The sequence below is a fragment of the Kumtagia sp. genome, assembly GCF_059502445.1.
In genome coordinates this window covers 1-25,843 of record NZ_JCACER010000096.1, presented here as the reverse complement: position 1 = coordinate 25,843, position 25,843 = coordinate 1, and the positions used below count along the sequence as shown (strand labels likewise).

Below are 25,843 nucleotides of genomic sequence, written 5' to 3'. Positions count from 1 at the left end.
GTGACATTGGCGTCACGCCAATCGGCGCTCATGGTAAACGAGACCGTAACATCGCGTTTCTCGCATTGATTTCCCCCACGGAATCAGCATCCGAACAGATCATTCCAGAACACGAAAGCCATGAAGGCCAGGACCAGGAACATTCCGGTCCTGTAGACCGCCTCCATCATGCGCTCGGGCACAGGACGGCGGAACACGGCCTCGTAGCCGTAGAAGACGAGGTGGCCGCCGTCCAGCGGCGGAATCGGCAGCAGGTTCAGGATGCCGATGCCGACCGACAGCATGGCGACGAGCTGGACCAGCCACTCGAAGCCGGCCTTCGCCGCTTTGCCGGCCATGTCGGCGATGCGGACCGGGCCGCCGAGCTGGCATTTGTCCTCACGCCCGACGACAAACCGTTTCAAAAATTGACCGGTGGCGGCGATGATATGGCCGGTCTGGCTCACCGCCGCGCCGATGGCCTCGACCGGGCCGTAGTCGATATGCCTGGGCTGGCCGAGCTGCTCGTCGTTGACCACGCCGATCACGCCGACCTTCATGACATTGCCCAGCGCGTCCTGCTGCTCGACGATCTGCGGCGTCGCCATGAGGGTCACGTCCTTGCCGTCGCGCAGCATGACGAAGGTGAGCGTATCGCCCGCCCGTCCGGAGACGATCCGCCGGACATCGTCGAAGGTCTCGATCTGCCGGCCGTTGATCGACACGAACCGGTCGCCGGGCTGGAAGCCGGCGCTCGCGGCCGGGCTGCCGGGGTTGACCTGGGCGACCATGGGCTCGCGCACGTCGCGCCCGTAGGCGGCGAACATGACCGCGAAGACGGCGATGGTGAGCAGGAAGTTGAAGGCGGGGCCGGCAAAGACGGTCGCCGCGCGCTTCCACACCGGCTGGGTGTGGAAGGCGATTCGCCGCTCCTCCGGCGACAGGTTTTTCTCCCCGTCAGCGTCCGGCGAACTGGTGACGCTCATGTCGCCGACGAATTTGACGTAGCCGCCGAGCGGGATCGCCGAGAGCTTCCAGCGCGTGCCGCGCCGGTCGTTGAAGCCGAACAGTTCCGGGCCGAAGCCGATGGAGAAGGCCTGCACGCCGATGCCGCACCAGCGGCCGACGAGGTAATGGCCCATCTCGTGGACGAACACGACCACCGTCAGCACGAACAGGAAGGGCACGATGGTGCCGAGGAGAATCCCCTCGAAGCCGAAGATGGACGAGAAGAACGCGCTCAAGTCATGCCCTCGTTGGCGGACCGGTCCCGCCGCTCCGACGCCCTTCTACGGCGGGATGGCGGCAAATCAAAGACTGTGCGGCGCCTCGCCGCAGCTAATCCAGTATGCCTCATCCGGGAAACAGCCCTTGTGCCGGCCGGTCGGCGCCGCCCAGCAGCCAGCCGATCAGGTAAAGCGCGAAGGCCGCGGCGACGAGGCCGTCGACGCGGTCCATGACGCCGCCGTGCCCCGGGATGATCCAGCCCGAATCCTTCACCCCGTGCCGGCGCTTGACCCAGGATTCGAACAGGTCGCCGGCCTGCGAGACGATCGACAGCAGCGCGGCGACAAGCACCAGCAGCCATGGCGAGGCGACGCCCACGGCCAGGCAGACGACCAGCCCGGCCACGACGCCGGCGACGAGGCCGCCGAGCGCGCCGCTGCGCGTCTTCCCTGGCGAAATGGACGGGGCGAGTTTCGGGCCGCCGACGGCCCGGCCGACGAAATAGGCGAAGACGTCCGTCGACCAGACGACGGCGAACAGGAAGAGAATCGCGAGCAGACCGGCCATATCGCCGCCGCGCAGCAGGGCGAGCGACAGGCCGGAGAGGCAGGCATAGGCGAAACCGGCGCTCTCCCATTGATTGCCGACGCGCATCGCCGACAGGACCGCCAGCAGGACGCCCAGCGCCGCGACGAAGCCGATCAGCAGGAGGCCCGGCAGAGCGGCGACCAGAGCGACCGCAAAAGCCAGGACGCAGGCTTCCGGCAGGAAGCCGAGCCCGCCGATGCGCCAGCCCGCAGCCGTCGCGGGCCGCGCCATGCGCGACCACTCGTAGAAGACGGCGAGCGTGATGAAGGCCGACAGCAGGCGGAAGGGCAGCCCGCCCCACCAGGTGACGGCGAGCACGACGGCGGCGAGCACGATCGCCGAGATCACCCTGAGCTGCAGGTTGCTCATCCCGCGGTCACGCGCTGCTGGAGACGGGATCGCGCTCGACGAGCCCGCCGAAGCGGCGCTCGCGCGTGCCGAACTGGCGAAGCGTGTCCTTGAACAGCTCGGGCGTGAAATCCGGCCAGTAGCACGGCAGGAAGGCCAGCTCGCTGTAGGCGGCCTGCCAGAGGAGGAAGTTCGAAAGCCGCATCTCGCCGCTGGTGCGGATCACCAGGTCCGGATCGGGTATGCCGCTGGTGTCGAGCGCCGCCGACACCGTCTGCAGCGTCACGGCCGAGGCGCTCAGCCTGCCATCGGCCACGTCGGCCGCGATCCTGCGCACGGCCCGCACGATCTCGTCGCGGCTGCCGTAGTTGAAGGCGATCACCAGGTTGAGCGCCCGGTTGGCGATCGTCAGCGTCTCGGCTTCCTCCAGCAGCATGCGGATGTCCGCCTGGAGGTCGTCGCGCTGGCCGATCACCCGCACCCGCACGCCGGCGCGGTGCAGTTCGGCGAGGTCGCGGCGGATGAACAGCTTGAGAAGGCCGAGCAGGTCGCTCACTTCCGATTGCGGGCGCGACCAGTTCTCCGACGAGAAGGCGTAGACTGTGAGCCAGCCTATGCCGAGGTCCGAGGCGGTGCGCACCGCCTGCCGCAGCGCCTCGACGCCCGCGCGATGCCCGGCAAGTCTCGGCAGGCCCCTCGCCTTCGCCCAGCGGCCGTTGCCGTCCATGATGATCGCGACATGCGCGGGCGTAGTCATATCGTCTTCAGGCCCGTTCCCCGAGAAGCGCCTCAAACGTGCATGATCTCGGCTTCCTTGCCGGCGAGCAGGCTGTCGATCGTCGAGATGGTGTCGTCGGTCATCTTCTGGACGCGCTCCGACTGCTTGCGGTGATCGTCCTCGCTGATGTCGCCGTCCTTCTCCGCCTTCTTCAGGTGGTCCATGCCGTCGCGGCGCACGTGCCGGGCCGCGACCCTGGCGTTCTCCGCATATTCATGGGCCTTCTTGACCAGTTCCTTGCGGCGCTGCTCGTTGAGCTCCGGCAGCGGGATGCGCAGCGTGGTGCCGTCCATGATCGGGTTGAAGCCGAGATTGGATTCGCGGATGGCGCGGTCGACGGCGCCGACCATCTGCTTGTCCCAGACGGACACAGAGATCATGCGCGGCTCGGGCACCGAGACCGTCGCCACCTGGGCGATGGGCATGGTCGTGCCGTAGGCCGACACGGTGATCGGATCGAGCAGGTTGGCCGAGGCACGGCCGGTGCGCAGCGACGCGAGGTCGGATCTGAAAGCGGCCACCGCGCCGTCCATGCGCCGTTGGATGTCGTTGAAATTCGCCCCGTTGGTCATCGTCTCACTCCTTGATCCACTGTCGATCTTGCGGCCGGCACCTCAATCGGCGACGACGGTACAGTGACCCCCGCCAGTCAGAATCTCGCCGAACCCGCCTTTTTCGTGGATCGAATACACAATTATCGGGATGTTGTTTTCGCGTGCAAGCGCAATTGCCGCCGTGTCCATGATGGCGAGGTTGTTCTTGATCACCTCGGCATGGCTGATGCGGTCGTAGCGGACGGCGGTCGGATCCTTCTTCGGGTCGGCGGAGTAGACGCCGTCCACCTGGGTGCCCTTGAACAGCGCGTCGGCGCCGATCTCGGCGGCGCGCAGCGCCGCGGCCGAATCGGTGGTGAAGAAAGGATTGCCGGTGCCGCCGGCGAAGATCACGACCTTGCCGGCGTTCATGTAGGCGGTCGCCTGGCGCTGCGAGAAGCTCTCGCACAGTTCCGGCATGGCGATGGCCGACAGCACGACCGCGTCGACGCCGATCTTGACCAGCGAGGTGCGCAGCGCCAGCGAGTTGATGACGGTGGCCAGCATGCCCATGTGGTCGCCGGTGACGCGATCGCCGCCCTTGGACGCCACCGCGACGCCGCGAAAGATGTTGCCGCCGCCGATCACCACGCCGACCTCGACGCCGAGTGCGCGCGCCTCGGCGATGTCGGAGGCGATGCGGTCGACGACGGAGACGTCGATGCCGAAATGCTGCTCGCCCATCAGCGCCTCGCCCGAAGCCTTCAGCACGACGCGTCGATAAAGGGGCTTGGCCATCAAATCCTCAAAATGTCTCGCAAATCCGGCCGCCGCGCCGGGACCGTCCAACCGACCCCGTCCGCCGCCAGGACCGAAGGGTGCGTGCGGCTTCCGGATACACGAAGGGAGTCGCGATGTCACGGTGGCCCGCGCGTCGGGCATCGACGCATTTAACAGGGCGTTGCATCCGCCCGCCTCGCGCGATCAGTTCCTCTGCAGCGCCAGATGCACGCCCAAGCCGACCAGCAGACCGCCGCCGGCCCACTGCACCATGCGCTGGACGCGTCCCGAACGCTTCAGCCGGTTCACCAGCGCGCCGGCCAGGAAGACGCAGACGACGTCCGCCGAGGAGAACATCAGGTTCACGATCGTGCCCAGGATGACGAACTGCATCCAGATCGGCAGGCCGGCGGAGGGGTCGATGAACTGCGGCAGGAAGGCGACGAAGAAGATCGCGGTCTTCGGGTTGAGGACCTCGACCAGGACGCTTTCGAGCAAGGCCCGGCGGCCGGAGGCCGGCCGCAGCGCGGGCACGTCGACGTCGCCCTGCACCTTGCGGCGCAACTGGCTGATGCCGAGCCACACCAGATAGGCGGCGCCGGCGATCTTGACGGCGGTGTAGAGCAGCGGCACGGCATGGAAGAGCACCGACAGCCCGGCCGCCGCGGCGAAGACATGCGCATAGCAGCCGAGATGGATGCCGAGCGTCGCCATCAGGCCGGCCACGCGCCCGCCCGCCATCGTGCGCGCGGCGGCATAAAGCATCGCCGGCCCGGGGATGTAGGCGAAGATGGCCGTGGTGACGAAGAAGGCGAGCAGGAGCTCGTATGAAGGCATCTGGCATCCTCCGCCCCCGGAAGGCGCCGGGCTCGCGCCTGGCTCCGCCGTCACGGGCGGGCCGGGCTGTTCCGATACAGGAGCGCCGCGCCGATGTCACGGTGTGGCGCGGCGGGGCGCCGAAGACGAAAGAGGGGCCGCAGCGCGAAGCATGCGGCCCCTCCCGGAACGGCTCCGGTGTTCCGGACGTTACTTCTTGACGGCCGCCGCGACTTCCGCCGCGAAGTCCGACTTTTCCTTCTCGATGCCCTCGCCGAGCGCGAAGCGCACGAAGCCGCTGATCCTGGCCGGCGCGCCGATCTCCTTCTCGGCCTCCTTCAGCGCCTTCTCGACGGTGAGGTCGGGATTGATCACGAAGGCCTGCTTCAGCAGCACGACTTCCTCGTAGAACTTGCGGATGCGGCCCTCGATCATCTTCTCGATGACGTTCTCCGGCTTGCCGGATTCGCGCGCCTGCTCGGTGAAGATCGCCTTCTCGCGCGCCACCACGGCCGGATCGATCTCCTCGGCGGTGAGCGCCAGCGGGTTGGTCGCGGCGACGTGCATCGCCACCTGGCGGCCGAACGCCTTGGCGGCTTCGGCATCACCGGCCGTCTCGATCGCCACCAGCACGCCGAGCTTGCCCAGGCCGTCGGCCACCGCGTTGTGAATGTAGGTCGCGACCGAGCCGTGCGGCACCGACAGCTTTGCGGCGCGGCGGAAGCTCATGTTCTCGCCGATCGTGCCGACCGCGTCCTTGATGGTCTCGGCTACCGACTTGTCGGAGCCCGGATATTTCGCGTTGGCAACGGCGTCGGTGTCCGGGCCGAAAGCCAGCGCGACCTTGGCGACGTTGGTGACGATCTCCTGGAAGGCGACGTTGCGGGCGACGAAGTCGGTCTCCGAATTGACCTCGACCACGACCGCCTCGCGCAGGCCCGAATCGATGCCGATCAGGCCCTCGGCGGCGGTGCGGCCGGCCTTCTTGTCGGCCTTGGAGATGCCCTTGGCGCGCAGCCAGTCGACGGCGGCCTGCATGTCGCCATTGGTCTCGGCGAGCGCCGCCTTGCAGTCCATCATGCCCGCGCCGGTGATCTCGCGGAGTTCCTTAACCTGTGCAGCAGAAATGCTCATCTTTGCCTCTTCGTTCAAAATGCGCTGGCGCACCATCGAAGTATCGACGATGCGCCTGACGCCGGCACGACAAGCGTGCCCAGTTTGTGGCGGGCGGGCTCCGCGGAGCCCGTGGAGAGGCCTCAGGCCTGGGCCGGCCCCTCGGAGGGCGTTTCCTCCAGGGTCGGCTCGACCGGAGCCTCTTCCGCAGCGCCGATGTCGACGCCGAACGCGCCCTGCTGGCGGGCGATGCCGTCGATCGCAGCCTTGGCGATCAGGTCGCAGTAGAGCTGGATGGCGCGCGCCGCGTCGTCATTGCCCGGGATCGGGAAGTCGACCTTGTCCGGATCGCAGTTGGAATCGATGATCGCCACGACCGGGATGCCGAGGCGCTTGGCCTCGAGGATGGCGATCGCCTCCTTGTTGGTGTCGATCACGAACATCAGATCGGGCGTCGAGCCCATGTCCTTGATGCCGCCCAGCGCCTTGTCGAGCTTCTCGCGCTCGCGCTGCAGGTTGAGCAGCTCCTTCTTGGTGAAGCCGCTGCCCTCGCCGGCCAGCAGCTCGTCGAGCTTGCGCAGGCGCGAGATCGAGTTGGAGATCGTCTTCCAGTTGGTCAGCATGCCGCCGAGCCAGCGGGAGTTGACGTAATACTGGGCCGAGCGCTGCGCGGCGTCGGCAACGATGTCGGAGGCCTGGCGCTTGGTGCCGACGAACAGCACGCGGCCGCCGCGCGACACGACGTCGGACACCTGCTTCAGCGCCTGGTCGAGCAGCGGCACCGTCTGCGACAGGTCGATGATGTGGATGTTGTTGCGGGCGCCGAAGATGTAGGGCGCCATCTTCGGGTTCCAGCGGTGGGTCTGGTGGCCGAAGTGAACACCAGCTTCGAGAAGCTGGCGCATGCTGAAATCAGGCAGAGCCATTCAAAGGTCCTTTCCGGTTGGCCTCCACGGACAAAGGCGATTGGAACGATTTCCGCTCGCCACCGGAGGTCTCCGCCGGATTTCTCCCGGACAGACACCAAAGTCCGTGTGTGGAATGGCGCGGCATATAGAGGGGGAATGCCGGAAATGCAAGCCGTTGCGGCGTATTGCGTAAATTGCCGCAGGAAACGCCGGGCTCGTCCCGGGACAGTTTGCTTTATCTCCTCGCGCCGATCCCGCATCCCAGTCCACCGCCGCCTCCTTCCGATACAGGCGGCGCAATGATCGCTCCGTCCGAAGGAGCGGGGATAGATTTCAGGAAATAATCCTGACAGATGCTGACGATGGAATGCCCGAGGTAAGTTTTTCCACTGCCGCCGCGGCAGGACTCGGCCACGGAACCGAGTAAGCTGCGTCTGGATTTCAGGCCGACGCCCGCGCCTCGGCCAGCGCCTTGAGGTCGGCGGGCTTCAGCTCGACCGACTCGCCGCAGCCGCAAGCCGAACTCTGGTTCGGGTTGCGGAAGGTGAATCCGGTCCTGAGCGTCGTCGTCTCGAAATCCATCTCGGTGCCGAGCAGGAACAGTGCCGCCTCCGGCGCGACATAGACATGGGCGCCGTCGCGCTCGACATGGTCGTCGCCCGGTTTCGGCTCGGTCACCAGATCGATCGTGTATTCCATGCCGGCGCAGCCGCCCTTCTTGATGCCGAGGCGGATGCCCGTGGCGCTGTCGCGCGTGTCGACGATCTCGCGCACGCGGTGTGCTGCCTGGTCGGTCAGGGATATGACGGCGAAACGTCCCATTCGGCATTCTCCATCTCGCGCGGGTTAAAGGCCCGCGGAAACTGTCTGTCCTTAAGATGGTGAAGATTCGGCCCCGGCGCAAGTTCCCCACGGTTTGCAGCGTTTTGGTCCAATTGCGAAACATCGCGAATTGCGATAAATACAGCCATGAAGGCCGTGGTGATCCTGCCTCCGGCGGCGAAGGCGCTGCGTAAGCACCGAACCGAAGCGGCGCGCCTGCTTGCCAAGATCGAGGCCTATGCGGTCGATCCCGCTGGGCAGGCCAACAATGTGAAGGCGCTTGCCGGATCGACGGCCCTGCGCCTGCGGATCGGCGACTATCGCATCGTCTTCGAGGAAACCGCCACGGAGATCATCGTGACCAGGATCGGACCGCGAGGCTCCGTCTATGAGTGAGCAGGATCGATGAACAAGATCGTCTACTTCACATCACCCGGCGGCGACGAAATGGCAATCCTGCCGCGTGCGGAGCTGGAATCACTGCGCGATGCGGCGGACCATGCCAAGGCGCTCGCCGACTATCGCCGCGGCAAGGTGCCCGGCCTCACGCCGGGACAGGCCCTGGCTTTCGCCGAAGCACCATCCTCCCTCGCCTTCTGGCGGAAGTTTCGCGGTCTCACCCAGGTACAGCTCGCAGCCCAGATCGGCATCGCGCAGAACTACCTTTCCGACCTGGAGAACGGGAAACGCACGGGCGACGTCGCTTTGTGGATGCGACTCGCCAAGGCGCTGGAAATGCCGGTGGAGGAACTCGTCGAGCCGGAGGACTGACGGCGGTCGGTCCGTCCTCGTCGGGCCAAAACCTGTTTGCAAGGTGAAGCTATTGCAGGCGGCCTTTCATCGCGGCGGTAGCGTATAAATCCAAAACAGCATAAATCTCTTTCCTATCAAGCGCATAATACGCCCCATCCAGTTCGTCGAAATTCATCGTCTTCCGATGGCCCACATCGCCAACCCAGCCAATGCGATCCCCTCGATCCTCAGGGAAGGATTGCCCAAACCGATCGCGGGCTGCCCGTGCTATTTCCGCGCACTGCGGCAGTCCCATAGCCTCAAACCCACGGATCGCGCCGTTTATCGTGATCCCATACGAGTTGAAGAAGTACTGATGGAAGCCCCCGTTCCGAACCTGCCAGTCCAGCAACTCCACGCAGATGACATTTGCAATCGCAGCAGGAAGTGCCGCTATCTCCGCGTGATACCTGGACGGCTCATCCAGGGCGTCGATGACATCATCGCCCCATCTCACAACGACCGCAGCCGATGGAGGCGTTTCGTCCGACATTGCCCCTCCGATGTCAGCCTACAATGGGCCTAATACCACCCCACCGCCACCTGCGCCTCTTCCGACATGCGGTCGGGGGTCCAGGGCGGGTCGAACACCATGTTGACGTCGACGCCGGAGACGCCCTCGACGGTGCTGACGGCGTCCTGCACCCAGCCGGGCATCTCGCCGGCCACCGGGCAGCCGGGAGCGGTCAACGTCATGTCGATCTTCACCGAGCGGTCGTCCTCGATGTCGATCTTGTAGACCAGGCCGAGCTCGTAGATGTCGGCCGGGATTTCGGGGTCGTAGACGGTCTTCAGTGCCGAGACGATGTCGTCGGTGATGCGCGCCAGCTCGTCGGCGGGAATGGCCGAGGTCGCCGCCGGAACGTCGGCGCCGGGTTCGGTTTCGGCGGTAGTCGGAGCGGCAGCGTCTTCCATGGTCATCACCCGAAGAATTTTCGCGCTTTTTCCAGCGCCTCGGCCAGAATATCCACCTCCCGGCGGGTATTGTACATGCCGAACGATGCCCTGCATGTGGAGGTGACGCCGAAGCGTTTCAACAGCGGCTGGGCGCAATGGGTGCCGGCGCGCACCGCCACGCCCTGCCGGTCGATGACCATCGACACGTCATGGGCGTGGATGCCCTGCAATTCGAAAGAGACGATGGCGCCCTTGTCCGGCGCGTCGCCGAAGATGCGCAGCGAGTTGATGGCGCGCAGCCGTTCATGGGCATAGGCCTTGAGATCGGCCTCATGCGCGGCGATGCGGTCGCGGCCGATCGAATCCATATAATCGAGGGCCGCGCCCAGCCCGATCGCCTGGACGATCGGCGGCGTGCCGGCCTCGAAGCGGTGCGGCGGGTCGTTGTAGGTGACGGTGTCCTCGGTGACGTCGAAAATCATCTCGCCGCCGCCCTGGAAGGGGCGCATCGCCTCCAGCATGTGCTTCTTGCCGTAGAGCACGCCGATGCCGGAGGGGCCGTAGACCTTGTGGCCGGTGAAGACGTAGAAATCGCAGTCGATATCGCGCACGTCGACCGGCAGGTGCACGGCCGCCTGGCTGCCGTCGACCAGCACCGGGATGCCGCGCGCGTGGGCGATCCTGACGATCTCCTTGATCGGCGTGATCGTGCCCAGCGCATTCGACATGTGCGTGATGGCGACCAGTTTCGTGCGCTCGGTCAGCGACTTCTCGAAATCCTCCAGATGCAGCTCGCCGAGGTCGTCGACGGGCACCCAGACGAGCTTCGCGCCCTGCCGCTCGCGGATGAAATGCCACGGCACGATGTTGGAATGGTGCTCCATGATCGACAGCACGATCTCGTCGCCGGCGCCGATGTTGGGCATGCCGAAACCGTAGGCGACCGTATTGATGGCCGCCGTCGTGTTGGAGGTGAAGACGATCTCTTCCGTGCTGCCGGCGTTGAGGAAACGGCGGACGCTTTCGCGGGCCTTCTCATAGGCGTCGGTGGCGACGTTGGACAGAAAATGCAGGCCGCGATGGACGTTGGCGTACTCGCTCGCATAGGCGTGCTGGATGGTGTCGAGCACCACCTGGGGCTTCTGCGCCGAGGCGCCATTGTCGAGATAGACCAGCGGCTTGCCGTAGACTTCTCGCGAAAGAATCGGGAAGTCGCGGCGGATCGCCTCGACGTCGTAGGGTGCTGAAGTCACTTTCTGGTCCATACGCATTCTGCCCAATGCCGGCCCGCCCGCGCGGCAAACTGCCGGTCAAATCGATGCCGCGACGGTCACCCGTCGTAGCTGATGAACTCCATCAGCGACCCGTCGGGATCGCGGAAATAGACGCTGGTCCCGTCGCCTGACGCGCCGAAGCGCGGAACCGGGCCGAGCTCGATCGCGACGCCCTGCTCGTTCAGGTGGACGACGGCATCGGCGATCGGCCCGTGCCAGCGGAAGCAGAGGTCGCTGTTTCCCGGCTGGACCGGCAGTCTTGCCACCGGGTCGGCGGTGACGCCCTTGCCATGGCAGTTGAGCTGGCGGTCGCCCAGCCGGAACATGTAGCCGCCCTGGCGCGGGATCGCCTCGGCGCCGATGACGTCGACATAGAATTTGCGCGCCCGCTCCCAGTCGGAGACGTGGATGACGCAATGGTCGAGCGATGTCGGCAGGCTAGCCATGCTCGGCGAACCAGGTGTCCAGCTTCGCTTCCAGCGCATCGACCAGCGCCTCGTTGTCCAGCTCCTCGATGACCGAGGCGACGAAGGCCTTCACCAGCAGGCCACGCGCCGTCTTCTCGTCGATGCCGCGCGCCATCAGGTAGAACAGGTGGTTGCGGTCGATCTCGGTGACGGTGGCGCCGTGGCCGCACTGCACGTCGTCGGCAAAGATCTCCAGCTCCGGTTTTGTCGAGAATTCCGCGTCGTCGGAAAGCAGCAGCGTGTTGCAGGCCATTTTTGCATCGGTCTTCTGCGCAAGCTGGTGCACGTTGATGCGGCCCTGGAAGACGCCGCGCGCCTTGCCTGTGACGACGTTGCGCACCAGCTCGCGCGAGCCGGTGTTGGCGGCGGCGTGGTCGAGCACCATTGTGACGTCGGTGTGGCCGTCGCCGGCGAGCAGGTTGACACCGCGCAGCTGGAAGTCGGCGCCCGCACCGGCCACCTTCACCCGGATCTCCTGGCGCACCAGCTTTCCGCCGGCATTCATGACGAACAGCGTCAGCCTGCTGTCCTTGCCGAGCTCGGCGTTGAATTGCGCCAGATGGGTCGCCGTCTCCGGCTGCTCCTGCACGATCAGCCAGACGACGTCGGCGCCGTCGCCGACCGAGAGATTGCTGACGGAGGACGCGAGCGCGGCGCCGCTGCCGGCCTGGCGCTCGACGATGGTCGCCCTGGCGCCGGCGCCGACGCGCACCGGCAGGCGCACATGCGTCTGGCCGCCGGCCTGCAAGTTCTGCAGCTCGATCGGCGCCTCGATCTTCGCACCGGGCGCGATGTCGACGAACCAGCCGTCGCTGACGAAGGCCGTGTTGAGGAAGCCGATGGCGTCGTCCGCGTCCAGCGGGTCGAGCGCCTGGGCAAAGCTGCCGTCGGTCAGCTTGTCCGAAAGGTTCTGGAAGGTCACGCCGTCCAGCGCCGGCGCCTTGCCGCGCACGACGCCGTTGAGCAGGCTGAGAACCGCCGAACCCTCGACCACCGGCGCCAGCGGCTTGGGATTGGCGGTCGGGTCGTGGTCGGGCACCGTGGTCAGCAGCCGGCGCAGGTCGGTATAGTGCCAGGCCTCGACCCGGCGGGTCGGCAGGCCGTCCTTGATCGCCTCGATGGCGTCGTCGCGCTTGACCATGACCGCGCCGTCGCCGGGGAGTTCCGACAGGCGCGCGGCGAACGCCTCGACGAGTGCCGTCTCGGCCTGGGTGCGCTGCGGTGTTGCATGCATGTTCATGATCGACACCTATGCCGCCTCTTCGATGATCCCGGCATAACCGTTGGCCTCCAGCTCATGCGCCAGCGTCTTGTCGCCCGACTTGATCACCTGGCCGCGGTAGAGGACGTGCACGGTGTCCGGCACGATGTGCTCGAGCAGCCGCTGGTAGTGGGTGATGACCAGGAAGGCGCGGTCGGGAGCGCGCAGCGCGTTGACGCCATCGGCGACGATCTTCAGCGCGTCGATGTCGAGGCCGGAATCGGTCTCGTCGAGCACGCACAGACTGGGCGCCAAAAGCTTCATCTGCAGAATCTCGGCGCGCTTCTTCTCGCCGCCGGAGAAGCCGACATTGAGCGGCCGCTTCAGCATGGCGATGTCCATCTCCAGCGAGGCCGCCGCCTCCTTCACGCGCTTCAGGAAGTCCGGCACCTTCAGCGGCTCCTCGCCGCGCGCCTTGCGCTGGGCGTTGAGCGCTACTTTCAGGAACTCCATGGTGGCGACGCCCGGGATCTCCATCGGGTACTGGAAGGCGAGGAAGATGCCTGCGGCGGCGCGCTCGGCCGGGTCCATCTCGAGCACCGAGTGGCCGTTGTAGAGGATGTCGCCCTCGGTGACCTCGTAGTCGTCGCGGCCGGCGAGCACATAGGACAGCGTCGATTTGCCCGACCCGTTCGGCCCCATGATCGCGGCGACCTCGCCGGCTTTCACCGTGAGATTGAGGCCGCGGATGATCTCCGTGCCGGTCGAGGCGATGCGGGCGTGAAGGTTTCTGATCTCAAGCATTGGTCTTGTCTTTCGCTATCCATTTCCGTCATTCCGGGGCCGCGTAGCGGAACCCGGAATCCAGCGCAGTGGCCTTCGTCCAGTTATCCAACAGCATGCGACCGCCTTTGTCGCACTTATGCGTATTTCTGTTCCCTTTCGGCGCTCTGGTTTCCGGGTTCCGCTGCGCGGCCCCGGAATGACGCGCCTCAGCCTCTCGCTCTGATCGCATCAGATGGGTTGTCCCGCTCGTAGCACGTCTCGAAAAGGTCATCCCACTCGGCGTTAAAACCCTCAATCAGATAGAGCTTCCAGGATCGCCGCCATTTCTTCAGTTCCTTCTCGCGGGCTATCGCCTCGATGATGTTGTCATGCCGTTCATACCAAACCAGCCGGTTGCAACCATATCTGCTCGTGAAACCGAATTGCGCAGACGTTCGATGTTCGTAGGCGCGTCCCTGCAGATCGCTCGTCACGCCGATGTAGACCGTTCCGTTTCGTTTGGATGCCATGATGTAGACCCATCCTGACATGCCGCCACTCCGTCATTCCGGGGCCGCGAAGCGGAACCCGGAATCCAGCGCGCCAACGCGTTTATCTATCTTTCGTCGCATCGGCCAAAACCTTCAGCCTCACATCTCTGGATTCCGGGTTCCGCTCCGCGGCCCCGGAATGACGAGCTTCATTCACTTGACTATTCCAGCGACCTCGCTGTGCAGCTATGACCTCAAGCACGGCTTAACTGTCCGCGGTTGCCCCTCACCTCCGTCATTCCGGGGCCGCGGAGCGGAACCCGGAATCCAGCGCGCCGTGCCAAGTCCAGCTATCTGCAACCCGAATGCGCATCTTGTCCTCGACTTTCACGCTCTGGATTCCGGGTTCCGCTTCGCGGCCCCGGAATGACGAGCTTGGCACCAATCACCCCACGCTTCCCTCGAGGCTGATGCCGATCAGCTTCTGCGCTTCGACGGCGAACTCCATCGGCAGTTCCTGGATGACGTCCTTGACGAAGCCGTTGACGATCAGCGCGACCGCCTCCTCCTCCGGGATGCCGCGCTGCATCACGTAGAACTTCTGGTCCTCGGAGATCTTCGAGGTGGTCGCCTCATGCTCCAGCTTGGCGGAAGAATTCTTCGCCTCGATGTAGGGCACGGTATGCGCGCCGCAGCGGTCGCCGATCAAGAGCGAGTCGCAATTGGTGAAGTTGCGGGCGTTCTCCGCCTTGCGGTGCACGTTGACCTGGCCGCGATAGGTGTTTTGGGAAAAGCCGGCGGCGATGCCCTTGGAGATGATGCGGCTCTTGGTGTTCTTGCCGAGATGCAGCATCTTGGTGCCGCTGTCGACCTGCTGGTAGCCGTTCGACACGGCGATCGAATAGAAATTGCCCTGGGAATCGTCGCCGCGCAGGATGCAGCTTGGATATTTCCAGGTGATCGCAGAGCCGGTCTCGACCTGCGTCCACGAGATTTTCGAGCGGTCGCCGCGGCAGTCGCCGCGCTTGGTGACGAAATTGTAGATGCCGCCCTTGCCCTGGGCGTCGCCGGGATACCAGTTCTGCACCGTCGAATATTTGATCTCGGCGTCGTCCAGCGCGATCAGCTCGACCACTGCGGCATGCAACTGGTTCTCGTCGCGCTGCGGCGCCGTGCAGCCCTCGAGATAGGAGACGTAGGCCCCCTCCTCGGCGATGATCAGGGTGCGCTCGAACTGGCCGGTGTTCTTCTCGTTGATGCGGAAATAGGTGGAGAGCTCCATCGGGCAGCGCACGCCCTTCGGCACGAAGACGAACGAGCCGTCGGTGAACACCGCCGAATTCAGCGTCGCGTAGAAATTGTCGGTGACCGGCACGACCGAGCCGAGATATTTCTTCACCAGCTCCGGATGCTCGCGGATCGCCTCCGAGATCGAGCAGAAGATGACGCCGGCCTTGGCCAGCTCCTCCTTGAAGGTGGTGACGACCGAGATCGAATCGAACACGGCGTCGACAGCGACGCGGCCCGACTTGTAGACATTGTCGCCGGCCTCGACGTCCTCGCCATTCGGCTCCTTGCGGACGCCGGCGAGAATCTCCTGCTCCTTCAGCGGAATGCCGAGCTTCTCGTAGACCTTGAGGATCTCCGGGTCGACCTCGTCCAGCGACTTCGGGCCGGACTGGCTTTTCGGCGCGGCATAATAATAAAGGTCCTGGAAATCGATCCTGGGATAGTCGACGCGCGCCCAGGTCGGCTCCTCCAGCGTCAGCCAGCGCCGATAGGCGCCGAGGCGCCATTCGAGCATCCAGTCCGGTTCGTCCTTCTTGGCCGAAATGAAGCGGATGATGTCTTCCGACAGGCCCTTGGGGGCCTTGTCCACCTCGATGATCGATTCGAATCCGTATTTGTACTGATCGACGTCGATCTTGCGGACCCGCTCGATCGTCTCCTGCACAGCAGGCATCGCGTTCTCCATCCATGCCGGGTTAAAGGCCCGACCGTTTTCAAACTATGGCACCGCCAGGCGGCGTAGCCCTCATATAGTGTGTCCGGCGCGACATTCACGGGCCAAGGCCATCGTGTCGCAAGTCCAGGACGTGCGCGCTCAGGCGGCGCGCGAGGCGGCGTTGCGGCGCGCCGCAACCACGGCCGCCAGCCCCTTGTCGAAGCGCTCGATCTCGGCCATGCCGGTCGCCTCGCCGATGGAGACGCGCAGCCCGCCTTCCGGCCGCTCGACGCCCATGGCCTTCAGCACATGGCTCGGCCCGACCTTGCCCGACGAGCAGGCGGAGCCGGCCGAAACCGCGATCCCGGCGAGGTCGAATGCGATCTGCGCCGTCTCGGCCTTGACGCCCGGTATGGCGAAAAACACCGTGTTGGCAAGCCGCTCGGCCGCCCGTCCGAAGATTTCCGCGTCCGGCACGTTTGCGAGGATCGCCGCCTCGATCCGCTCGCGCTTCGCCAGCACGGCGTCGATGCGGTCGAGCCCGGAAAAGGCCTCGCGCGCCGCCGCGCCGAAACCGGCGATCGCCGCTATATTCTCGGTGCCGGCGCGAAAGCCCTTTTCCTGGCCGCCGCCGCTCACCAGCGGAACCGGCATCATCAGGTCGGAAACGCCGACGAAGGCTCCCGCCCCTTTCGGGCCGCCGATCTTGTGCGCGGACAGGATGAGGAAGTCGCCGCAATTGTTCGTGATATCCAGCGCAATCCGCCCCGCCGCCTGCACGGCATCGACGACGAGAACGCCGCCAGCGGCCTTGACGATCCGTGCGGCCTCGGCAATCGGCTGGATGACGCCGGTCTCGTTGTTGGCCGCATGCGCAGCCACCAGCGGAAATCCCTCCTGGCGGTCATGCGCGGCAAGCGCGGCCGCCAGTCCGGCCAGGTCGAGCACGCCGTTGCCGTCGACGCCGATCCGGCTGACGCGCTCCGCCGGAAAGCGGCCGCCGGCGAGGATGCAGGGGTGATCGGCGGCGCAGACATAAAGGTGCGATGCCCGCAGCGGGCTGCGTCCCATGCGCCAGTCCGGCGTGAGCAGCGTCGATGCCGCCTCGGTGGCGCCGGAGGTGAAGACGACATGCTCGGCCTTCGCTCCCACAAGCGTGGCGACGTCGGCGCGAGCCGCCTCGACCAGCCGCCGCGCGGCGCGGCCCTCGGCATGCACCGACGAGGCGTTGCCGGCGCCGTCGAGCGCGGCAAGCATGGTCGCCCGCGCCGCGGCAAGCAGCGGCGCGCTGGCATTGTAGTCGAGATAGGCTCGCGGCTCGGCCATCGTCACCCGGCTTGGATCAGGCAAATCGGATCGCGTCGCAATTTCCTTGAACTTGCGCCGCAAGACATCCTATCTACCCGACAAATTGCCCGTCTGTCAGTTTTGAACGGTTCTAAACTAGCTTTTAGGTAGACGCGCCCCCCGCGTCAAGGCCGAAGCCCGGTTGTCGCCGGCGGTCGGCGGCAAAGTCGGAGTGTGGAGTAAGGAATGCCCGAAGTCATTTTCGCCGGTCCCGCGGGCCGCCTGGAAGGCCGCTATCAGCCCTCGACCGAGAAGAGCGCGCCGATCGCGATCATCCTGCATCCGCATCCGCAATTCGGCGGCACGATGAACAACAAGATCGTCTACGATCTGTTCTACATCTTCCAGAAGCGCAATTTCACGACGCTGCGATTCAACTTCCGCGGCATCGGCCGCAGCCAGGGCGAATTCGACCACGGCATGGGCGAGCTGTCCGACGCAGCCGCGGCGCTCGACTGGATCCAGTCGTTGCATCCGGATTCCAAGAGCTGCTGGGTGGCCGGCTATTCGTTCGGAGCCTGGATCGGCATGCAGCTGCTGATGCGCCGTCCCGAGATCGAGGGTTTCATCTCGGTCGCGCCGCAGCCGAACACCTACGACTTCTCCTTCCTGGCGCCCTGCCCGTCGTCCGGGCTGATCATCCACGGCGATTCCGACAAGGTCGCGCCGTCCAAGGATGTGCAGACGCTGGTCGACAAGCTGCACACGCAGAAGGGCATCACCATCACGCAGAAGACGCTGCCGGGCGCCAACCACTTCTTCTCCAACGATCCGCAGCTGCTGATCGACGAATGCGCAGACTATCTCGACAAGAGGCTCGCCGGGCAGCTCGCCGATCCCAAGCCGAAGCGGCTGCGCTAGGCACCGCAACGATCGGGTCGCCGGAACTATGGAGGTCGGCATGCTGAAGCACCTTCTCCCCAGGAGCATCCGGCCGCCTTTCGCCCGCTACAGCCATGGCGTCGAGGTGCCGGCCGGAAAGCGGCTGGTGCTGTGCTCGGGCCAGCTCGGCATCGGCGCCGACGATGTGGTGCCGGAGGATGCCGGCGCGCAGGCCGAGCTCTGCTTTTCCAACATCGCCGCCATCCTGGCGGAAGCCGGAATGGGATTGGGAGACATCGTGCGCATCAACGCCTACGTGACGGACCGCGCCCACATGCGGCCCTATATGGACGTCCGCGACCGGCTGTTCGCCGAGCCGGCGCCGGCCTCGACCCTGATGATCGTGGCGGGCTTCACCCGGCCGGAGTTCAAGGTCGAGGTGGAGGTGACTGCCGCCGGCTGACAAGCGGCTACAGCAGCCCGCCCAACAGCAGGATCGCGCCGGCGGCGATCATCAGCACGCCGGGCCAGTTGGGCTTAAGGCCCAGAAAGCCGACGCCGCGGCGCGCCGGCTCCAGCGTGGTCCCGGTCGGCGTCGGATGCGGATCGCTCATGCGTCCGCGCCGCGTCGCGGCCCACGCCATGTAGATGACGCCGGCGACGACCAGCAGCGCTCCCAGCCAGACAGCAGTCATCTCAGCCTCCCGTGACGTTGCCGTTCCCACGCCAAGATAGGGCGCCGTCGCCGGCAGGAAACGCCAGGGATCGCCGCACCCTTACAAAAGCCGCCGGCTTGGCCTATGACCTCGCCTGAGCGAGACCGGCATGTCGATGAGGTTGGCCGTGACGACAGCAAGCAGACGCGTCTGGTGGGGCGACTACCGCACGACCGAATACGCCTCGATCGATCCGGAGGCGACGATAGCGGTGCTTCCGGTGGCGGCGATCGAACAGCACGGGCCGCATCTGCCGGTGTCGACCGACACCACCATCATGCAGGGCATGCTGGAGACGCTGATTGCCCGTCTGCCCGAGGATCTCGACATCCGCATCCTGCCCGTCCAGGCGGTCGGCAAGTCGAACGAGCATCTATACGCGCCGGGCACGCTCACCCTGCCGGCCCCGGTGCTGATCGAGGCCTGGACCGAACTCGGCGCCTCCATGGCGCGGGCCGGCGTCAAAAAGCTGGTGGTCGTCAATTCGCATGGCGGCAACGAGGAGGTGATGGGCATCGTCACCCGCGAGCTGCGCGTGCGCTTCGACATGCTGGCGGTGAAGACGAGCTGGCAGCGCTTCGGCCGGCCGGCCGGCATGTATACCGAGCTGGAGGACCGCCACGGCATCCATGGCGGCGACGTCGAGACCTCGCTGATGCTGCATTTCCGGCCGGACCTCGTCGACATGGGCAAGGCCGAAAACTTCGTCTCCAGCGTCGCCCGCGCCGAGGGCGAGTTCGCGCTGCTGCGCCAGACCGGCACGCATGCCTTCGCCTGGATCGCCACGGATCTGAACCCGCATGGCGTGGTCGGCGACGCCTCGATCGCCACGGCTGAGAAGGGCCGGCTGACCGCCGAGCACCAGGCCGACGGATTCGTGCGGCTTCTGCGCGACGTGCGTACCGCTTCGCTCGCGACCTGCATCTCCTGATCCGTTCCGCAACCGCCGAGCGCAACCACCGCCATATCGGCGGCCGGCGCTCACGCGTCGATGTCGAGACGGAACGGCACGCCCTCGAACGCCTCGGCGCCGCGGCCGATCGAGCGGATCGCCTCCACCATGCGGTTGTCGCGGCCGAGCATCCGGTCGGCCAGCGCGATCAGCCGCGGATTGGGCGTGGCCGACGGCGACAGCTTCCGCAGCGTCGCGGCAAGCTCGGCCTCGTCGCGGTGCGGCGCCAGCGCGGCGGCGATGATATAGGCGCTGGCGGTCGAGCGGCTGATGCCGGCGTAGCAATGCACGACCAGCGGCTTGCTGCGGTCCCAGCCGCGGGCGAAGTCGAGCACGGCCTGCACATGACTTTCGCCGGGCGGCGTAAGCCCCTCCTGCGCCTCGGCAATGTCGTGGAAGGACAGATGCAGGTGGCGCTCGGCGGCGATCGACGCTGGCCGCGTCACGCCGGTGCCTTCGGCCAGCAGCGACAGGAGCCAGCCTCCGCCGCAGGCCGAAACGGTCTCGTCGATGCGCGACAGCGGGCAGACATAGATCACGGCCGCAATTCCTTCATCCTTTTTGCACCCGCATCTTTCCACAAGGCGAGCGCCTGCTCCAACCTCGCCCAGGCTGCCTCGCCGGCCGGCAGGCCGCAGCGCAGCGCGGCCGGGCTCCAGGAGAAATTGCGCAGCAGGATACCGTTCCCGCCGAGGACGGTGAAGAGGCCGCCGGCTTCCGGCAGATCGAGGAAGCGGTAGAGCGAGGTTCCGCCCGCTACGGCGATGCCGAAGCGGCCGAGCAGCGCGTCGAGCCGCACCGCTTCTGCCTGCAGCCGTGCCCGCATGGCGTGCTGCCAGTCGCGGTCGGCGAGGGCGCGGATGCCGATCTCCAGCGCCGGCCCGCTCACCGCCCACGGGCCCAGCGCGCTTTCAAGACGGTCCGCAAGCCTTTGCTCCGCCAGCGCAAAGCCGAGCCGGATGCCGGCAAGGCCGAAAAACTTGCCGAAGGATTTCAGCACGACCAGACCGGGCGTATCGACATCGCCGGCAAGGCTGTGCTCGGCGGGACCGACATCCATGAAGGCCTCGTCGACGACCAGCAATCCGCCGCGCCGCGCCAGGGCGGCGGCAAGATCGAGCAGGACGTCCCGCTGGACGATGCGTCCGTCGGGATTGTTGGGATTGACCACGACGGCAAGATCCGCCCCGGCGAGCGCTTCGATGTCGCGCACCCCTTCGACCGCGTGACCGGCGAGCGCGGCGGCGCGGACGTGCTCGGCATAGGTCGGCCCGAGCACCCTCGCCCGGCCGGGCGGCACAAGTGCCGCCACCTGCGGCAGCAGGATCTGCGTGCCGGGCGCTGCAACGACATTCGCCGGGCCGGCCGCGCCATAGGCGGTGGCGGCGATGCGCGCGAGTTCGGCGAGGCGGCCAGGCTCCGGCAGGCGGGTGAAGGCGGTGGCGGGCAGGTCGAAAAGCGGATAGGAGTGCGGGTTGATCCCGGTCGACAGGTCGACCCAGGGTTTTGGCGCGTGCGGAAACAGCGCGTGCGCCCGTCCCAGGCTGCCGCCGTGGTCGTCCACCCGTCCGATCCTTCCCGCAAGCGTCATGTCCGCCCTGCTCGCCTTCCTGTCGCTTCTGATGGAACTCGCCGTCGGTTACCCCGACCGCATCGTCCGTGCAATCGGCCATCCCGTCATCTGGATCGGCCAGCTCATTTCCTTGCTCGATCGCGGCCTGAACCGCCCCGCCCTTTCCGACACGGCCCGCCGCATTCTCGGCGGCGTGGCGCTGGCGCTTCTCGTCGGCATCCCCGCCGCATTCGCCTATGCCGTCGAGGCGCTGCTGTTGGCGCTGCCGCTGGGCATCGTCGGCGTGGCCATCCTGGCAAGCACGCTGATCGCCCAGCGCAGCCTGGCGAGCCATGTGAAGGCGGTGGCCGACGCGCTCGACTGCGACGGACTGCCCGGCGGGCGGGCCGCGGTGTCGAAAATCGTCGGGCGCGATCCCGAGCGGCTGGACGAGGCCGGGGTCAGCCGCGCCGCGATCGAGAGCCTTGCCGAGAATTTCTCCGACGGCATCGTCGCACCTAGCTTCTGGCTGGCGGTCGGCGGGCTCGCCGGCGGCGCCGCCTACAAGGCCGCCAACACCGCCGATTCGATGATCGGCCACCGCACGCCGCGCTACCAGGCGTTCGGCTGGGCGGCGGCGCGCTTCGACGACGTGGTCAACCTGCCGGCCTCGCGCCTCACCGCGCTGCTCATCGTTGCCGCCGCCCTGCTGGTGCCCGGCGCCGATGCCGCGGCCGCCTGGCGGGCGCTACGCCGCGACGCGAAAAAGCACCGCTCGCCCAATGCCGGCTGGCCGGAGGCGGCGATGGCCGGCGCGCTCGGCCTGGCGCTGGCCGGCCCGCGCGTCTATGGCGGGGTCGCCGTCCAGGACGCGGTCATGGGTGAGGGCGGCCGCCGCGAGGCGAAGGCAGACGACATCCGCCAGGCGCTGCGCCTCTACTGGGCGGCCGATTTGCTGCTGATCGCTTTGGCGGGCGCCTTGGCGGCGATGCTCCTGTTCAGATAGATCACAAGCGCTTGATCGGGCATCGCCGCCATGCTGATGATCCCTGCTGATTTGCAGATGGAGGCAGCGATGCCGGAGCCGACGCGCCTCGAAAGACTGCTGTTCCGGCTGGAAGCCCAGCACCGCTGCCTCGGCTGGGCTTTTCGGGAGATCGGGAACCGTCCCGGCATCGTCTTCGAGATGGGGCTGGGGCACGGCCGCACCTACGACCATCTGCGCAGCCACCTGCCTGGCCGCGACATCTATGTCTTCGACCGCGAGGTCGACTGTTTTGCCGACTGCACGCCGCCGGCCGACCGGCTGTTGCTGGGCGATATCGGCGACCGCCTCGCCGCCGCCGCCGCGCGTTTCGCCGGTCAGGTGGTGCTGGCCCACAGCGACCTGGGCTCCTATGGCGAGGCCCACAACACCGCCATGAGCGCGCTGGTCAGCCGGCTGCTGCCGCCGGCGCTCGCCCCCGGCGCCATCGTGCTCTCCGACCTGCCGCTCGACCTCGCCGGCGCGCGATCGCTGCCGTTGCCGGCCGGCACGCGCGAGGACCGTTATTTCGTCTATCGGAACGAGGCCGCGTGAGCGCGGCGAACGCCCTGCCTCCAGGCTCTCTTGCCATGTCCGATTTGACGCGGACACGATCCTGCGCCACATACAAACCCGCGGTTGCACCAACGGGAATGGGATACTGCGGCGTGCAGCAATGGTGTAGATTGGCCGTTGCCGCCTTAGTTCGGCCTCAACGAAGAGTTTTGCCATGGCGGAACAAAGCGCCGGCCGTCCCGTTTTTCGGCCGAAAGGGACAGAAAACGTCCTCATGAGGAGATCGTCATGAAGAAATTCCTATCCGGGCTCTGCGCCACCGCCCTCGCCTTGGCGGTGACGGTGACGGGCCTGCTTCCGGCCGGCGCCGCGCCGGCCTATGTGCCCAAGGCCGGGGCCGAGGTAAACGGCGACGTCGTCAAGGTGCAGGATGCCCGCAAATGGCGCCGCGACCGCAGGGAATTCCGGCGGGATCGTCGGGAATTCCGGCGCGATCGCCGGGAGTGGCGGCGTGACCGCCGCGAGGCCCGCCGCGATTTCCGCCGGGATCGTGGCGGCTATTATCGCGGCTATCGCGGCTACCGGGACTATCGCCCGGGCTATCGCCGCTATGGCGATTACTGGTATCCGGCCGCCGCTTTCGTTGCCGGCGCCCTTATCGGTGGCGCCATCGCCAACGCGCCTGCCCGCGAGGTCTATCGCGACGGTGGCGATGCCCACACCCAGTGGTGCTACAACCGCTACCGGTCGTACCGGGCCTACGACAACACGTTCCAGCCCTACAATGGCCCGCGCCAGCAGTGCTTCTCGCCCTATAGCTGAGCGACTGTTCCGCTGTGACGAAAAACCCGCGCTGACGACCGGCGCGGGTTTTTCTTTGCCGGAGCATCTCCGTTTTGCTCGAAACGACGGAACCTTTTCTCCCGGTTTCCGCAAGTTCCGAGGCGGAACCATACTGTTTTCGGCAGGATCGCCCCAAAAAAATCAGCCGCGCGTCAGCGTCCTGCGCACGGCATCGCGCCAGCCCTTCAGCTTGGCGTGGCGGACGGCAGCCTCCATCGCCGGCTCGAAGCGGCGGTCGAGCGCCCAGGATTCCGCGAATTTTTCGGCCGCCGGCCACACCCCGGCGTTCGAGCCGGCGAGCCAGGCCGCGCCCAGCGCCGTGGTCTCCAGCACCGTGGGCCGGTCGACCGGCGCGTCGAGGATGTCGGCCAGCCGCTGCATGGTCCAGTCGGACGCGACCATGCCGCCGTCGACGCGCAGGACGGTCCTGCCGTTGCCGGCCTTCCAGTCCTTGCGCATGGCGTCGAGCAGGTCGCGGGTCTGGTAGGCGACCGATTCGAGCGCGGCCCGCGCGAACTCCGCCCGCCCCGAATTGCGCGTAAGGCCGAAGATCGCGCCCCGCGCCTCCGCATCCCAGTGCGGCGCGCCGAGGCCGACGAAGGCCGGCACGAGATAGACCTGCTGGGCGAGGTCAGCCTCCGCCGCCAGATCGCCGCTGTGCTGCGACTTCTCGATGATCTTCAGGCTGTCGCGCAGCCACTGCACGGCCGCGCCGGCGATGAAGATCGAACCCTCCAGCGCATAGGTCGTCCGTCCGTCGAGGCGGTAGGCGATGGTGGTAAGCAGCCGGTTCTTCGAACGCACCATGTCGCTTCCCGTATTGAGCAGGGCGAAGCAGCCGGTGCCGTAGGTCGACTTCATCATGCCCGGCGCGAAACAGGCCTGGCCGATGGTGGCGGCCTGCTGGTCGCCGGCGACGCCGAGGATTCTGATCTCGGCGCCAAACAGTGATTTCCCGGTGATTCCAAAATCGTCGGCGCAATCGTTGACGTCCGGCAGCAGTGCGGCCGGAATGCCCAGCAGGTCGAGAAGTTCCGCGTCCCAGCGGTTCTCGGCGATGTTGTAGAGCAGCGTGCGCGAGGCGTTGGTGGCGTCCGTCGCGTGCACCTTGCCGCCGGTCAGCCGCCAGACGAGGAAACTGTCGATGGTGCCGGCGAGCAGCTCGCCCTTCTCCGCCCGGCGGCGCGCGCCCTTCACGTGATCGAGCAGCCAGGCGAGCTTGGTCCCGGAGAAATAGGGATCGAGCAGCAGCCCGGTCTTTTTCGAGAATTTCGGCTCAAGCCCTTCTCGCTTGAGTTTCGCGCAGAGCGCGGCGGTGCGGCGGTCCTGCCAGACGATGGCGTTGTGGATCGGCTTGCCCGTCGCCCTGTCCCAGACGACGACGGTCTCGCGCTGGTTGGTGATGCCGATGGCGGCGACGTCCGCCGCCGTCAGCTTCGCCTTGCCCAGCGCTTCCTTCACCGTCGCCACGACGCTCGACCAGATTTCCTCGGGATCGTGCTCGACCCAGCCGGAGGCGGGATAATGCTGGGTGAACTCCTTCTGGCCGATGCCGACCGGCTTCATCGCCCCGTCGAAGACGATGGCGCGCGAGGAGGTGGTGCCCTGGTCGATGGCGAGGATGAAGCTGGACATCAAACACCTGTCGAGAGCGGCCGTGGCGAAGAGCGCCGCAGGCGAGGAAGCATTTTGGAGGAGGGAGAATGGCTATTTGAGACCGGCGCGCCGTTCCAGTTCGTCCAGCCGCGCGTTGATCTCGTCGATGTCCAGCTTCGCCTGGTGCCCGGACTGCAGGGCATTGAGAATGTCGTTGTACTGGCTCGTGAGTTCGATGCGCATTTTCCGGATATCGTCCGCATTCTTGTCCGCCGCCGCATCCGATTCATCGAGGCGCGCCAGGATCGCGTCGAACCGCCGGTCGATCGCCTCGAAGCGGCGATCGACGTCAGCCCGCAATTCGCCTATCTCGCCGCGAATGTCGCCAACATCGCTCCGCAACTGGATCTGGTTGCGGGAGAACTTGACCATCTCCCCGGTCAGCTGGTCGACGCGCGTGGCCAATGTCTCGAGATGCATGACGGTCCGCCGCTGCCCATTGAGCAGCGCGTCGATCATCGCGTTGTACGCACCCTCGGGTGTCCGCTTTTCAGCCGGCATGTCGGCACCTCCGCCGGATACATTATGGGTGCAAACCCTTTTGGCAAGCAAGCGGGGGGCCCGAGCCCCCCGCTTCCTCCAGCAAGCTGTTATTTCGACCAGCTTTTCACCAGTTCGTCGTAGTTGACGGTGATTGGCTTTTCCTTCTCGTTGTCGATCTTGAGCTGGGGTGCGAGGTTGCCGGCCTTGA

The 25,843-nt window shown here is 66.3% G+C and carries 31 protein-coding genes; 8 read left to right on the top strand and 23 right to left on the bottom strand.

The window, feature by feature from the left end; genetic code table 11:
* Positions 1-83: 83 nt before the first annotated feature.
* The 9 genes from rseP to sufA all read right to left on the bottom strand — a co-directional run bounded on the left by rseP (position 84) and on the right by sufA (position 7,892).
* Positions 84-1,223: an RIP metalloprotease RseP gene (gene rseP, locus AC5JDC_RS24355; protein ID WP_495845391.1), complete on the bottom strand. Its 1,140-nt coding sequence runs from the start codon at positions 1,221-1,223 to the stop codon at positions 84-86.
* A gap of 109 nt (positions 1,224-1,332) precedes the next feature.
* On the bottom strand, positions 1,333-2,163 hold the full coding sequence (locus tag AC5JDC_RS24350) for a phosphatidate cytidylyltransferase (RefSeq protein ID WP_495845390.1): 831 nt from the start codon (positions 2,161-2,163) through the stop codon (positions 1,333-1,335).
* Positions 2,164-2,170: 7 nt separating this feature from the next.
* Entirely contained in the window at positions 2,171-2,899 is a 729-nt protein-coding gene (locus tag AC5JDC_RS24345; protein WP_106772521.1) for an isoprenyl transferase, read from the bottom strand.
* A gap of 32 nt (positions 2,900-2,931) precedes the next feature.
* Complete coding sequence (gene frr, locus AC5JDC_RS24340; RefSeq protein WP_495845386.1) at positions 2,932-3,492, bottom strand: ribosome recycling factor; 561 nt, start codon at positions 3,490-3,492, stop codon at positions 2,932-2,934.
* 42 nt (positions 3,493-3,534) lie between these two features.
* Positions 3,535-4,254 carry a UMP kinase gene (pyrH, locus tag AC5JDC_RS24335; protein ID WP_106772523.1) on the bottom strand — a complete coding sequence of 240 codons (720 nt, stop codon included), beginning with the start codon at positions 4,252-4,254 and terminating at the stop codon, positions 3,535-3,537.
* Between the two features lie 183 nt (positions 4,255-4,437).
* Entirely contained in the window at positions 4,438-5,070 is a 633-nt protein-coding gene (locus AC5JDC_RS24330; RefSeq protein ID WP_106772524.1) for a LysE family translocator, read from the bottom strand.
* A 189-nt stretch (positions 5,071-5,259) separates the two neighbouring features.
* Positions 5,260-6,183 (bottom strand): translation elongation factor Ts, encoded by a 924-nt coding sequence (gene tsf, locus AC5JDC_RS24325; protein WP_495845384.1) that lies wholly within the window; start codon positions 6,181-6,183, stop codon positions 5,260-5,262.
* A 122-nt stretch (positions 6,184-6,305) separates the two neighbouring features.
* The gene (gene rpsB / locus AC5JDC_RS24320) at positions 6,306-7,088 is read right to left on the bottom strand and encodes a 30S ribosomal protein S2 (RefSeq protein ID WP_495845383.1); all 783 of its coding nucleotides are present in this window, start codon (positions 7,086-7,088) and stop codon (positions 6,306-6,308) included.
* 423 nt (positions 7,089-7,511) lie between these two features.
* The gene (gene sufA / locus AC5JDC_RS24315; protein WP_106772526.1) at positions 7,512-7,892 is read right to left on the bottom strand and encodes a Fe-S cluster assembly scaffold SufA; all 381 of its coding nucleotides are present in this window, start codon (positions 7,890-7,892) and stop codon (positions 7,512-7,514) included.
* A gap of 147 nt (positions 7,893-8,039) precedes the next feature.
* On the opposite strand from sufA, the gene AC5JDC_RS24310 reads away from it, so the two are divergent.
* Positions 8,040-8,288 (top strand): type II toxin-antitoxin system RelE family toxin, encoded by a 249-nt coding sequence (locus tag AC5JDC_RS24310; protein WP_495845380.1) that lies wholly within the window; start codon positions 8,040-8,042, stop codon positions 8,286-8,288.
* A gap of 9 nt (positions 8,289-8,297) precedes the next feature.
* Positions 8,298-8,663 (top strand): helix-turn-helix transcriptional regulator, encoded by a 366-nt coding sequence (locus tag AC5JDC_RS24305; RefSeq protein WP_495845378.1) that lies wholly within the window; start codon positions 8,298-8,300, stop codon positions 8,661-8,663.
* A 49-nt stretch (positions 8,664-8,712) separates the two neighbouring features.
* On the opposite strand, the gene AC5JDC_RS24300 is transcribed toward AC5JDC_RS24305, so the two are convergent.
* From AC5JDC_RS24300 to AC5JDC_RS24260, 9 genes are all read right to left on the bottom strand, one after another.
* Positions 8,713-9,177: a DMP19 family protein gene (locus tag AC5JDC_RS24300; RefSeq protein ID WP_495845376.1), complete on the bottom strand. Its 465-nt coding sequence runs from the start codon at positions 9,175-9,177 to the stop codon at positions 8,713-8,715.
* Positions 9,178-9,206: 29 nt separating this feature from the next.
* Complete coding sequence (locus AC5JDC_RS24295) at positions 9,207-9,599, bottom strand: SUF system Fe-S cluster assembly protein (protein WP_495845374.1); 393 nt, start codon at positions 9,597-9,599, stop codon at positions 9,207-9,209.
* Between the two features lie 5 nt (positions 9,600-9,604).
* Positions 9,605-10,846, bottom strand: coding sequence for a cysteine desulfurase (locus AC5JDC_RS24290; protein WP_495845372.1), 1,242 nt, complete (start codon positions 10,844-10,846; stop codon positions 9,605-9,607).
* Between the two features lie 65 nt (positions 10,847-10,911).
* The gene (locus AC5JDC_RS24285; protein ID WP_495845370.1) at positions 10,912-11,301 is read right to left on the bottom strand and encodes a VOC family protein; all 390 of its coding nucleotides are present in this window, start codon (positions 11,299-11,301) and stop codon (positions 10,912-10,914) included.
* Positions 11,294-12,562 (bottom strand): Fe-S cluster assembly protein SufD, encoded by a 1,269-nt coding sequence (sufD, locus tag AC5JDC_RS24280; protein WP_495845368.1) that lies wholly within the window; start codon positions 12,560-12,562, stop codon positions 11,294-11,296. Before sufD ends, AC5JDC_RS24285 begins: the two co-directional genes overlap by 8 nt.
* 9 nt (positions 12,563-12,571) lie before the next feature.
* Complete coding sequence (sufC, locus tag AC5JDC_RS24275; RefSeq protein ID WP_106772532.1) at positions 12,572-13,327, bottom strand: Fe-S cluster assembly ATPase SufC; 756 nt, start codon at positions 13,325-13,327, stop codon at positions 12,572-12,574.
* Between the two features lie 188 nt (positions 13,328-13,515).
* Positions 13,516-13,839, bottom strand: a complete 324-nt coding sequence (locus AC5JDC_RS24270; RefSeq protein WP_495845366.1) for a GIY-YIG nuclease family protein — start codon at positions 13,837-13,839, stop codon at positions 13,516-13,518.
* Positions 13,840-14,224: 385 nt separating this feature from the next.
* A complete protein-coding gene (gene sufB / locus AC5JDC_RS24265) occupies positions 14,225-15,742 on the bottom strand; it encodes a Fe-S cluster assembly protein SufB (RefSeq protein WP_106772564.1) in 1,518 nt (505 codons plus the stop codon).
* A 141-nt stretch (positions 15,743-15,883) separates the two neighbouring features.
* Complete coding sequence (locus tag AC5JDC_RS24260) at positions 15,884-17,050, bottom strand: cysteine desulfurase family protein (protein WP_495845363.1); 1,167 nt, start codon at positions 17,048-17,050, stop codon at positions 15,884-15,886.
* A gap of 207 nt (positions 17,051-17,257) precedes the next feature.
* On the opposite strand from AC5JDC_RS24260, the gene AC5JDC_RS24255 reads away from it, so the two are divergent.
* Together AC5JDC_RS24255 and AC5JDC_RS24250 are read left to right on the top strand one after the other, a co-directional pair.
* Positions 17,258-17,932 (top strand): alpha/beta hydrolase, encoded by a 675-nt coding sequence (locus AC5JDC_RS24255; RefSeq protein ID WP_106772533.1) that lies wholly within the window; start codon positions 17,258-17,260, stop codon positions 17,930-17,932.
* A gap of 40 nt (positions 17,933-17,972) precedes the next feature.
* On the top strand, positions 17,973-18,356 hold the full coding sequence (locus AC5JDC_RS24250) for a RidA family protein (protein ID WP_495845361.1): 384 nt from the start codon (positions 17,973-17,975) through the stop codon (positions 18,354-18,356).
* 7 nt (positions 18,357-18,363) lie between these two features.
* Here the strand turns inward: AC5JDC_RS24250 and AC5JDC_RS24245 are convergent, their stop codons facing one another.
* A complete protein-coding gene (locus tag AC5JDC_RS24245) occupies positions 18,364-18,588 on the bottom strand; it encodes a hypothetical protein (protein WP_495845359.1) in 225 nt (74 codons plus the stop codon).
* A 148-nt stretch (positions 18,589-18,736) separates the two neighbouring features.
* Between AC5JDC_RS24245 and AC5JDC_RS24240 the strand changes: the two genes are divergently transcribed.
* The gene (locus tag AC5JDC_RS24240; RefSeq protein ID WP_495845788.1) at positions 18,737-19,540 is read left to right on the top strand and encodes a creatininase family protein; all 804 of its coding nucleotides are present in this window, start codon (positions 18,737-18,739) and stop codon (positions 19,538-19,540) included.
* 50 nt (positions 19,541-19,590) lie between these two features.
* On the opposite strand, the gene AC5JDC_RS24235 is transcribed toward AC5JDC_RS24240, so the two are convergent.
* Positions 19,591-20,100 (bottom strand): tyrosine phosphatase family protein, encoded by a 510-nt coding sequence (locus tag AC5JDC_RS24235; RefSeq protein WP_495845356.1) that lies wholly within the window; start codon positions 20,098-20,100, stop codon positions 19,591-19,593.
* The gene (cobD, locus tag AC5JDC_RS24230; RefSeq protein ID WP_495845354.1) at positions 20,097-21,152 is read right to left on the bottom strand and encodes a threonine-phosphate decarboxylase CobD; all 1,056 of its coding nucleotides are present in this window, start codon (positions 21,150-21,152) and stop codon (positions 20,097-20,099) included. Before cobD ends, AC5JDC_RS24235 begins: the two co-directional genes overlap by 4 nt.
* Between cobD and cbiB the strand changes: the two genes are divergently transcribed.
* The 3 genes from cbiB to AC5JDC_RS24215 all read left to right on the top strand — a co-directional run bounded on the left by cbiB (position 21,151) and on the right by AC5JDC_RS24215 (position 23,475).
* Positions 21,151-22,119, top strand: coding sequence for an adenosylcobinamide-phosphate synthase CbiB (cbiB, locus tag AC5JDC_RS24225; protein WP_495845352.1), 969 nt, complete (start codon positions 21,151-21,153; stop codon positions 22,117-22,119). The genes cobD and cbiB overlap by 2 nt on opposite strands.
* A gap of 69 nt (positions 22,120-22,188) precedes the next feature.
* Positions 22,189-22,692, top strand: coding sequence for a class I SAM-dependent methyltransferase (locus AC5JDC_RS24220; protein WP_495845350.1), 504 nt, complete (start codon positions 22,189-22,191; stop codon positions 22,690-22,692).
* A 249-nt stretch (positions 22,693-22,941) separates the two neighbouring features.
* A complete protein-coding gene (locus AC5JDC_RS24215; RefSeq protein WP_106772540.1) occupies positions 22,942-23,475 on the top strand; it encodes a BA14K family protein in 534 nt (177 codons plus the stop codon).
* A gap of 162 nt (positions 23,476-23,637) precedes the next feature.
* On the opposite strand, the gene glpK is transcribed toward AC5JDC_RS24215, so the two are convergent.
* Positions 23,638-25,131, bottom strand: coding sequence for a glycerol kinase GlpK (gene glpK / locus AC5JDC_RS24210; protein WP_495845347.1), 1,494 nt, complete (start codon positions 25,129-25,131; stop codon positions 23,638-23,640).
* Positions 25,132-25,203: 72 nt separating this feature from the next.
* On the bottom strand, positions 25,204-25,653 hold the full coding sequence (locus tag AC5JDC_RS24205; RefSeq protein ID WP_495845345.1) for a hypothetical protein: 450 nt from the start codon (positions 25,651-25,653) through the stop codon (positions 25,204-25,206).
* Between the last annotated feature and the right edge of the window lie 190 nt (positions 25,654-25,843).

Coding starts and splice junctions, on each gene's coding strand:
- AC5JDC_RS24350 (WP_495845390.1), bottom strand. CDS start 2,163: ATGAGCAACCTGCAGCTCAGGGTGATCTCGGCGATCGTGCTCGCCGCC.
- AC5JDC_RS24345 (WP_106772521.1), bottom strand. CDS start 2,899: ATGACTACGCCCGCGCATGTCGCGATCATCATGGACGGCAACGGCCGC.
- frr (WP_495845386.1), bottom strand. CDS start 3,492: ATGACCAACGGGGCGAATTTCAACGACATCCAACGGCGCATGGACGGC.
- AC5JDC_RS24330 (WP_106772524.1), bottom strand. CDS start 5,070: ATGCCTTCATACGAGCTCCTGCTCGCCTTCTTCGTCACCACGGCCATC.
- tsf (WP_495845384.1), bottom strand. CDS start 6,183: ATGAGCATTTCTGCTGCACAGGTTAAGGAACTCCGCGAGATCACCGGC.
- rpsB (WP_495845383.1), bottom strand. CDS start 7,088: ATGGCTCTGCCTGATTTCAGCATGCGCCAGCTTCTCGAAGCTGGTGTT.
- sufA (WP_106772526.1), bottom strand. CDS start 7,892: ATGGGACGTTTCGCCGTCATATCCCTGACCGACCAGGCAGCACACCGC.
- AC5JDC_RS24310 (WP_495845380.1), top strand. CDS start 8,040: ATGAAGGCCGTGGTGATCCTGCCTCCGGCGGCGAAGGCGCTGCGTAAG.
- AC5JDC_RS24305 (WP_495845378.1), top strand. CDS start 8,298: ATGAACAAGATCGTCTACTTCACATCACCCGGCGGCGACGAAATGGCA.
- AC5JDC_RS24300 (WP_495845376.1), bottom strand. CDS start 9,177: ATGTCGGACGAAACGCCTCCATCGGCTGCGGTCGTTGTGAGATGGGGC.
- AC5JDC_RS24295 (WP_495845374.1), bottom strand. CDS start 9,599: ATGGAAGACGCTGCCGCTCCGACTACCGCCGAAACCGAACCCGGCGCC.
- AC5JDC_RS24290 (WP_495845372.1), bottom strand. CDS start 10,846: ATGGACCAGAAAGTGACTTCAGCACCCTACGACGTCGAGGCGATCCGC.
- AC5JDC_RS24285 (WP_495845370.1), bottom strand. CDS start 11,301: ATGGCTAGCCTGCCGACATCGCTCGACCATTGCGTCATCCACGTCTCC.
- sufD (WP_495845368.1), bottom strand. CDS start 12,562: ATGAACATGCATGCAACACCGCAGCGCACCCAGGCCGAGACGGCACTC.
- sufC (WP_106772532.1), bottom strand. CDS start 13,327: ATGCTTGAGATCAGAAACCTTCACGCCCGCATCGCCTCGACCGGCACG.
- AC5JDC_RS24270 (WP_495845366.1), bottom strand. CDS start 13,839: ATGTCAGGATGGGTCTACATCATGGCATCCAAACGAAACGGAACGGTC.
- sufB (WP_106772564.1), bottom strand. CDS start 15,742: ATGCCTGCTGTGCAGGAGACGATCGAGCGGGTCCGCAAGATCGACGTC.
- AC5JDC_RS24260 (WP_495845363.1), bottom strand. CDS start 17,050: ATGGCCGAGCCGCGAGCCTATCTCGACTACAATGCCAGCGCGCCGCTG.
- AC5JDC_RS24255 (WP_106772533.1), top strand. CDS start 17,258: ATGCCCGAAGTCATTTTCGCCGGTCCCGCGGGCCGCCTGGAAGGCCGC.
- AC5JDC_RS24250 (WP_495845361.1), top strand. CDS start 17,973: ATGCTGAAGCACCTTCTCCCCAGGAGCATCCGGCCGCCTTTCGCCCGC.
- AC5JDC_RS24245 (WP_495845359.1), bottom strand. CDS start 18,588: ATGACTGCTGTCTGGCTGGGAGCGCTGCTGGTCGTCGCCGGCGTCATC.
- cbiB (WP_495845352.1), top strand. CDS start 21,151: ATGTCCGCCCTGCTCGCCTTCCTGTCGCTTCTGATGGAACTCGCCGTC.
- cobD (WP_495845354.1), bottom strand. CDS start 21,152: ATGACGCTTGCGGGAAGGATCGGACGGGTGGACGACCACGGCGGCAGC.
- AC5JDC_RS24220 (WP_495845350.1), top strand. CDS start 22,189: ATGCCGGAGCCGACGCGCCTCGAAAGACTGCTGTTCCGGCTGGAAGCC.
- AC5JDC_RS24215 (WP_106772540.1), top strand. CDS start 22,942: ATGAAGAAATTCCTATCCGGGCTCTGCGCCACCGCCCTCGCCTTGGCG.
- glpK (WP_495845347.1), bottom strand. CDS start 25,131: ATGTCCAGCTTCATCCTCGCCATCGACCAGGGCACCACCTCCTCGCGC.
- AC5JDC_RS24205 (WP_495845345.1), bottom strand. CDS start 25,653: ATGCCGGCTGAAAAGCGGACACCCGAGGGTGCGTACAACGCGATGATC.